The organism is Verrucomicrobiota bacterium (assembly GCA_034440155.1).
Classification (GTDB): domain Bacteria; phylum Verrucomicrobiota; class Verrucomicrobiia; order JAWXBN01; family JAWXBN01; genus JAWXBN01.
Genome location: JAWXBN010000003.1, coordinates 1 through 6721 on the forward strand (window position 1 = coordinate 1; position 6721 = coordinate 6721).

General features: G+C 51.0%; 7 protein-coding genes, 1 other RNA gene and 1 pseudogene. 2 read left to right on the forward strand and 7 right to left on the reverse strand.

From position 1 onward, the window contains the following. The coding region (gene dnaX, locus SGI98_00140) for a DNA polymerase III subunit gamma/tau (GenBank protein MDZ4741811.1) at positions 1-1078 on the reverse strand (1078 nt) is incomplete at its 3' end. A 53-nt stretch (positions 1079-1131) separates the two neighbouring features. Beyond that, an RNA gene (gene ffs / locus SGI98_00145) (signal recognition particle sRNA small type) lies at positions 1132-1219 on the reverse strand. Between the two features lie 12 nt (positions 1220-1231). Between ffs and SGI98_00150 the strand changes: the two genes are divergently transcribed. After that, complete coding sequence (locus SGI98_00150) at positions 1232-1387, forward strand: hypothetical protein (GenBank protein MDZ4741812.1); 156 nt, start codon at positions 1232-1234, stop codon at positions 1385-1387. A 571-nt stretch (positions 1388-1958) separates the two neighbouring features. Further along, positions 1959-2966: a Gfo/Idh/MocA family oxidoreductase gene (locus SGI98_00155; protein ID MDZ4741813.1), complete on the forward strand. Its 1008-nt coding sequence runs from the start codon at positions 1959-1961 to the stop codon at positions 2964-2966. A gap of 94 nt (positions 2967-3060) precedes the next feature. On the opposite strand, the gene SGI98_00160 is transcribed toward SGI98_00155, so the two are convergent. The 5 genes and pseudogenes from SGI98_00160 to SGI98_00180 all read right to left on the reverse strand — a co-directional run bounded on the left by SGI98_00160 (position 3061) and on the right by SGI98_00180 (position 6501). Further along, a complete protein-coding gene (locus tag SGI98_00160) occupies positions 3061-3534 on the reverse strand; it encodes a dihydrofolate reductase (GenBank protein MDZ4741814.1) in 474 nt (157 codons plus the stop codon). Next, positions 3531-4394 (reverse strand): thymidylate synthase, encoded by an 864-nt coding sequence (locus SGI98_00165; GenBank protein MDZ4741815.1) that lies wholly within the window; start codon positions 4392-4394, stop codon positions 3531-3533. Before SGI98_00165 ends, SGI98_00160 begins: the two co-directional genes overlap by 4 nt. Before the next feature lie 46 nt (positions 4395-4440). Next, complete coding sequence (locus SGI98_00170) at positions 4441-5586, reverse strand: hypothetical protein (protein ID MDZ4741816.1); 1146 nt, start codon at positions 5584-5586, stop codon at positions 4441-4443. Between the two features lie 345 nt (positions 5587-5931). Then, positions 5932-6262: pseudogene (locus SGI98_00175) on the reverse strand (type II toxin-antitoxin system PemK/MazF family toxin). A gap of 68 nt (positions 6263-6330) precedes the next feature. Further along, positions 6331-6501, reverse strand: a complete 171-nt coding sequence (locus SGI98_00180; protein ID MDZ4741817.1) for an AbrB/MazE/SpoVT family DNA-binding domain-containing protein — start codon at positions 6499-6501, stop codon at positions 6331-6333. Positions 6502-6721: the final 220 nt, after the last annotated feature.

The following is a 6721-nucleotide window of genomic DNA, read 5'->3' on the forward strand; positions in this document are numbered from 1 at the left end:
GCGCACGGATGGCTTTGATGACGGCGATCTCGAAAAAAGTTTTTTTCGAGAGTGAGAATTTGATCTTGCCTTCGGCGGCCACGAGATGATCGACAATACGGAGTAGATTATCCGCTTCGGCCAGTCCGATTTGTTCTTGGAGGATTTTACCGGTATGGGCGGGGACTTCCGGTGGGATCTCACGGGTGACTTTGAGGATGAGTAAATTACGGAAATGAGTCAGGAGATCGGCGAGCACGCGGGTCAGGTCTTTGCCGGACTCGGAGATTTTGGAGAGCTGGGAGAGAGCTTGTTCCGTTTGCCCTTGGAGGATGGCCTCGGACAGGCCGGAGACTTGCGCTTGGGAGGCGAGTCCGAAAACTCGGAGCACGTCGTCTTCGACGATTTGTTTGTCGCAGAATGATATGAGCTGGTCGAGGGCGCCTTCCGCATCACGCATGCCGCCTTCGGCCCCGCGGGCGATGGCTTCGAGGGCTTGAGTCTCGATGGTCACCCCTTCCTTGTCACAGATCATCTGGAGATGATTCACGATGAGTGAATCGGGAATCGGTTTAAGGTCAAAGCGTTGGCAGCGGCCCATGATGGTCGGTAATACCTTGTCGGCTTCCGTCGTGGCAAAAAAGAATTTCACATGGGGAGGCGGCTCTTCAAGGGTTTTAAGGAGGGCATTAAAGGCCTCCTTGGTGAGCATGTGCACCTCGTCAATGATATAGATTTTGAATTTTCCACGCGTGGGGGAATAAGCCACATCTTCCCGGAGCTGGCGGATTTGGTCGATCCCGCGGTTGCTGGCGGCATCGATTTCGATCACATCGAGGCAACGGCCATCCGCGATTTCCTGGCAGATCGTATCGCCGGGGTTCACTTCCGGTTTGGGGCCACCTTCGCAATTCAGGCATTTGGCCATGATCCGGGCCGTCGATGTCTTACCTGTTCCTCGTGGCCCGACAAAAATATAAGCATGGGCGACGCGGTTCTGCCGGATTGCATTTTTGAGGGTGCGTGTGATGTGGTCTTGGCCGACGACTTCATCCAGCGTCTGGGGGCGGTATTTTCGGGCGAGTACAAGATATGACATGAGAATTTTAAAAAGATAATTCCGGGTCGAACAGGGTTTAAAAAAAAAGTAATCAAAAGGGACGGCGACAGCGCAAACAAGACTACCGTTGCTGCATTCCTGCCCTAGCGGGATTTGCAAGCTCGCACTCCGCCGTCCGAGAGAAGAGTAAAAGTGAAAACGGAAAAGAGCGCAAAGGAAAAAAATGTCGAATCCACCGGGGCCGGTATTTACCTGCCGATGAGGAAGGCCGAATATGACAGGATTGCTGTGCAATTTGCCCAGGAACGCCCGTATTGGTCTGTATTAGATGAGGCGTTGATTGGTTAATTCATCCGATCGCTCCCGGGAGGGGCCCAGAGTTTTGGATTTGGGGTGTGGGACAGGTACTCCGATTGACACAGATTTTGTAGGAAATGTGTCCGCCCATGCCAAATCGGATAGAGTGAGGTTAGAAAGTTAACCTCAGATACATGCAGTCTTCCGAAAGACACTCACAGAAGGGTTTAACCGAAGATTAACGCAGATTGTCACAGATTATGTGGGGAGAGTGTCCACCCATGCCAAATCGGGCAAGGTCGGAGAAAAAAGTTAATCGTAGAGCAATTTGCCCGGACAAAAATCCTCAAATCTCAGCTTTGCGCCACTCTATCGGATCATTCTCACGCGCAAGTGGATTTTATATCCACGTTTTCCAGTACAGATCATTTCAGCAAACTAAAGAAGGGGAGCTTTGCCGCCCCCTTCAAGGGCAAGGGGAAAGAACGAGTCGATGGGGGGGGGAGAAGTGGTGACTAGTCAAACATACCCTTTTATCTCCGGTTAGCCTTGTCTGCTACGAGAGAAATCTGGGAATTAAACTTGAAAGCATGGCTCTCGAGGTTAGTCTCTCGACTTATCTATGGCGCGCAAAGCAGCAATCATCGGGTGCGGAAGCACAAAAATCACAGGAAAAACAGGTTGGGCTATCGGTTATGCCCACGCGAATGGATACCTCGCCGCTGATCCGGCTATTGAACTCTACGGGGTCGATCCGAATGCGGAGAATGCCGCCGCTTTCGGCGAAAAATACGGGATCCCCGCCTCGCGGCTCTTTAAATCCACAGCCGAGCTATATGCAGCAGTCACCCCTGATTATGTGAGTATCGGGACCTGGCCGAAACTCCACTCCCCCCAAACTATCGAGGCGGCCAATGCCGGGGTCAAAGGAATCATCTGCGAGAAACCCATCGCGGTCAGCCCGGCAGAAGTCAGGGAAATGATCGATGTCTGCACAAAAAAGAATGTTAAACTCGCCATCAACCACCAGCGCCGCCATTATCATGGGAATACCACGATTAAAAAACTGCTCGCTGAAGGGGCCATCGGCGATGGGGTCACGGCGGAATTCCGCATTGCTGATGATTGGGATATCATGTCGTGGACGGTTCACTGGTTTGACTATGCAAATTATATTTTTGGGGCGACCCCGGAATGGGTTCTGGCCGGGATGGATATCACGGGTGAACGCCGTTACCAACACGCGATGGAAAATGCCTCGGTCATCCTCGCCCAATATCCCGGTAACCGCCAGGCGGTCTTTATCACAGGCCCAGTAAATCCCCAGCCGTACATGGTGTATTTCCGTGGGAGCAAAGGAATGATCCAGTTCCCCGAAGGCAGCACGGTGCGTGTGATTAATGAACAAGGGCTGAGCGTTTACGGTGAGAATGATCAGGCACCCGCTGATCCGATGAAATGTATGGCCGAGCAAATCATTAATGCCGTCGAAAAAGGTGAAGACATGATTTGTAGCGCAGCAAATTGCGCAGCAGCCACGGAAATGGCCTTCGCCGCCCATGAATCAGCCAAGTCTGCTAAAAAAGTTTATTTACCCATAAAATTCACGGACGCCCCGCTGGAGCGGTGAAATATTCCTGGTAAGACAGGCGAGAGTCCCGTGGCGATTGGGAGAGTTTATGTCTCCACGTCCGGGATGAGGGCTGGAATAATTATCCTCCAGCCTAAATCCAAGTCTCGAAAGTGTACCCGTCGCACTGGACAAGCTCGGAGAGGGTGAAACGTTCTTCGTACCTCGGGAAAAAAGCATCGGCATCGGAGAATACTTGGGGTATTCGGGAGATGAGTAATTTATCACAGTCACCCAGAAAGTGGCTGTAGATTTGTTCGCCCCCGATGATAAAAATCCCTCGGGTAAGGGCATTGTTTTTTACCCAGGCTTTGGCTTCTTCCAGGTTTAAAACAATTTGCGCGCCCTCGCTCTCGACCCTAGCGCTATTTGCGCCGGTGATGACGAGATTGGTGCGGTTCGGCAAGGGCTTTTTCGGGAGGCTGTCCCAGGTTTTCCGGCCCATGACCACGGTGTGTCCGGTGGTGAGTGCCTTAAACCGTTTGAGATCACCGGATAAATGGAGTAAGAGCTGGTTATTACGGCCAATCTCGTAATTCTGCCCGTGTGCGACAATGGCGGTGATCATACGGCGATGGGCATTTTGATGGATGGATGGCACTGGTAATTCTCCAGCGTGAAATCCGCGTATTGAAAAGCGAAAATGTCTTTCACCTCAGGATTAATCTTCATAGTCGGCTGGGCAAAAGGTTCGCGAGCAAGTTGCTCTTTGAGTGCCTCGATGTGGTTGAGATAAATATGGGTGTCCCCGCCTGTCCAGACGAATTCCCCGGGCTCGAACCCGCAGACTTGGGCGAGCATGAGGGTGAGGAGTGAATACGACGCGATATTAAAGGGGAGTCCCAGACCCACGTCACAGGAACGCTGGTAAAGCTGGCAGGAGAGACGGTTATTGGCGACGTAGAATTGGAACAGGGTGTGGCAGGGGGGGAGGGCGACTTTATCGGCCTCTCGGGGATTCCAACCGGTCACAATATGCCTGCGGCTGTCGGGTTTTTCTTTCAGGTCTTTGAGCAAACGCTGGATCTGATCCACGCCGTCGAGGTGATAGGAGTAATGGTCCCAGGAACCATCCGGGTCGAGCTGGGGTGTCGCGCCGTAGTTACGCCACTGGTGACCATAGACCGGGCCGAGCTGTCCGGCAGGACGGTTGAAACGCGCGGTTTGCTCCGCAGTGCTCCATTCATCCCAGATCGTCACTTTATTTTCCTGGAGCCAGGGATTATCCGTGCAGCCGCTGAGGAACCAGAGTAGCTCATAAATGATGGAACGCAGGTGGAGCTTCTTTGTGGTGACCAGAGGGAAACCTTCTTGCAGGTTAAAACGCATCTGCCACCCAAAAACCGAGAGGGTGCCCACACCTGTGCGGTCGGATTTTTCCGCCCCGTTTTTGAGGATATGATCGACTAGTTCCAAATATTGCTTCATGGCAGGTTATCTAAACAGTCTTTTTTGCGGCTGTGAAGCCGGTTATTCAAGAAAATAGGAACTCAATATCCAGCGGGGTGGATACGCGCAATTTGCCCGAGTGAAGCGTGATCTTTTTACCATCGGCCGTGATGGAGGAGACCTTTCCAAAGCCTTTTGGCGTCGGGACGCAGCCCATAATGTAGTTAATCTTCAAAGGTGCCTTTGCCGATAACGTGATATGGGTGGGGAATCCCCGTTTGGAGAAGGAATTTGGACTACTGCATTCCTTGATGGTTTCTCCATAATAACTCGTGACATCCTCCATGCCCATTACCGCGAAATGCCGTCCGTTCCACGGAGCAAAATGCCTGCCGCCATTGGAAATCCAGAAAATGGTCTGGCGCAAAATGCGCGGGTCTTTGAGGGCGAACCAGACATATTGTTCTTGAGGGAAACTGGCTGCACTCCAGGCAAAGGGAAGGTCCGGGTCACTGGCCATCATCACGAGGTCTTCAAATCCTTTCCGGGCGGGATACCGGCTCAAGTCGGTAAATTCCCCCGTGGCCAAAGGCACTTTGCCGAGGCTGGAGAATGTGCCCCCGGCTTTGAGACTGGTGTAACCGGCATTCTCAGGTTTCTCAAGACCTTTCGGGAAAACCTCTCCGAATTTAAAAGCACTCGTGGAGATCAGTCCGGAACCGGGCATTTCGGGGAATTTTAATGTGGCATGGTGACCGAGATTCATCGGGCCATTGATCCCGGAGATAATGTGTTGGTTATAGACCGCCTGATGCCCGTCGCGGAGTAAAAGTACTTTATCGATCCTGCCCCCCAGATCTTTTTGTTTTTGGCTGACATGCAGGACGTGGTCACCATCTTCACTGATATTTTTTTCCAGTTTCCACGGGGCATTGGCGCTCTCACCATGGAGCTGGAGTGTTTTGCCTTTGACCACCTGGCCCCAACCACCGAAAGGCATACAGAGGAAGTCTCCCCTGAGGATACGGAGGATCGGAGGCTGGATAGAGGGGGATTTTTCCTTATGCCACGGGGCAACGGAGTAAGGCTGTAATTTACGCTTTTTCCGGTCAAAGACGACGGGGGCCAAGTGACCTCCCGTTTGTGTCAAGGCTAGCTCGACAGTCGATGATTTTAATGTCCAGGATTTCTGACCAAAGACGACGGAATGAGTGCTTTTTGGGGATGGCATATCCCCGTATTTTTACGCATGCCGGTTTGATTGCCAATCGAAAAATGCAAACAGACTAAGCAGGATCTAAAATGTGATCTGTACTAGAAAAAGTAGACACGGGATTCTCTTACGAGCGAGAATATAGAAAAGACAATATAATCTTGAGTTTAAACAGGAAGCGGCACGGATGTTGAGCATGGAGGAATTAACAGCCCCCCCACAAGGGGGATAAAGTGAAAGCTTCTTGCTTTCAAAACAACTAACCATAGAGAATCCCGTCTCGAACAATCCCATTGCACTTCAGCCATTGGAGACCACACACGTCAACCACTCTTTGGGAATTGATCATTAATATGGCGGTTCTTATTTTTGGAACATTTTAACCAGGACTTTTGTGATTCGATTGCTTGCGCCGTTAGGTGATTTTCCAAGTTTTTTCACTAACAGGCCCTTATCTACTGTTCTGATTTTGTCAAGAGCGACCTGCCCTTTTTTGCCCTGAAATGAACACTCAATACGCGTGGGGTAGGAGCACCCCTTAGTAGTCATCGGAGCTATGATCACTGTCCCGATATGTCGATTCATCTCATCGGGTGAGATGATAGTGCAGGGGGCGTGTTTTTCGGATAGCACGACCTTGGGTAGGGTCAAGTGTCACGAGATAAATATCAAAGCGGTTTATTTCCACTCCCATTCCTCCGAATCCCAGAGTGAAGGTTTTATGTCGGTATGCAGTAATGAGTCGTCTTTAAAGTGGGCCATTTAAGCAAAAGCTTTATCCCAGTCGGAGCGCGGGGCTTTGGATGATTGGATGATAATGGCGTTGTCACGCACATTGAGTTCGACATCGTCGCTTAACCCGCATTGTTCAATCAGGGGCTTGGGAATGCGGATTCCACGTGAATTTCCAATGGCAATGAGTGCTGTCTTCATGTTTGTAGGTAATCACATTGTGACTACTTCGTCGAGATGCTTCAGCCCAAGATTATAGATGTCAGGATAACGACAGGATATACCGGCATTTTTTTAAGATGCCGGTATGATCACCGATCAAAAAGCGCAGGGGATATAAACCGGTTAAGGATTTACTTGGACACGGGTGGGTGCATTTGATAACGGGCGGGGATGAGGATCGACATCGGGTTGGTAACCC

Excerpts from the sequence above, each read along its gene's own strand:
- SGI98_00160 (MDZ4741814.1), bottom strand. The coding sequence starts at position 3,534 with ATGATCACCGCCATTGTCGCACACGGGCAGAATTACGAGATTGGCCGT.
- SGI98_00155 (MDZ4741813.1), top strand. The coding sequence starts at position 1,959 with ATGGCGCGCAAAGCAGCAATCATCGGGTGCGGAAGCACAAAAATCACA.
- SGI98_00165 (MDZ4741815.1), bottom strand. The coding sequence starts at position 4,394 with ATGAAGCAATATTTGGAACTAGTCGATCATATCCTCAAAAACGGGGCG.
- SGI98_00170 (MDZ4741816.1), bottom strand. The coding sequence starts at position 5,586 with ATGCCATCCCCAAAAAGCACTCATTCCGTCGTCTTTGGTCAGAAATCC.
- SGI98_00180 (MDZ4741817.1), bottom strand. The coding sequence starts at position 6,501 with ATGAAGACAGCACTCATTGCCATTGGAAATTCACGTGGAATCCGCATT.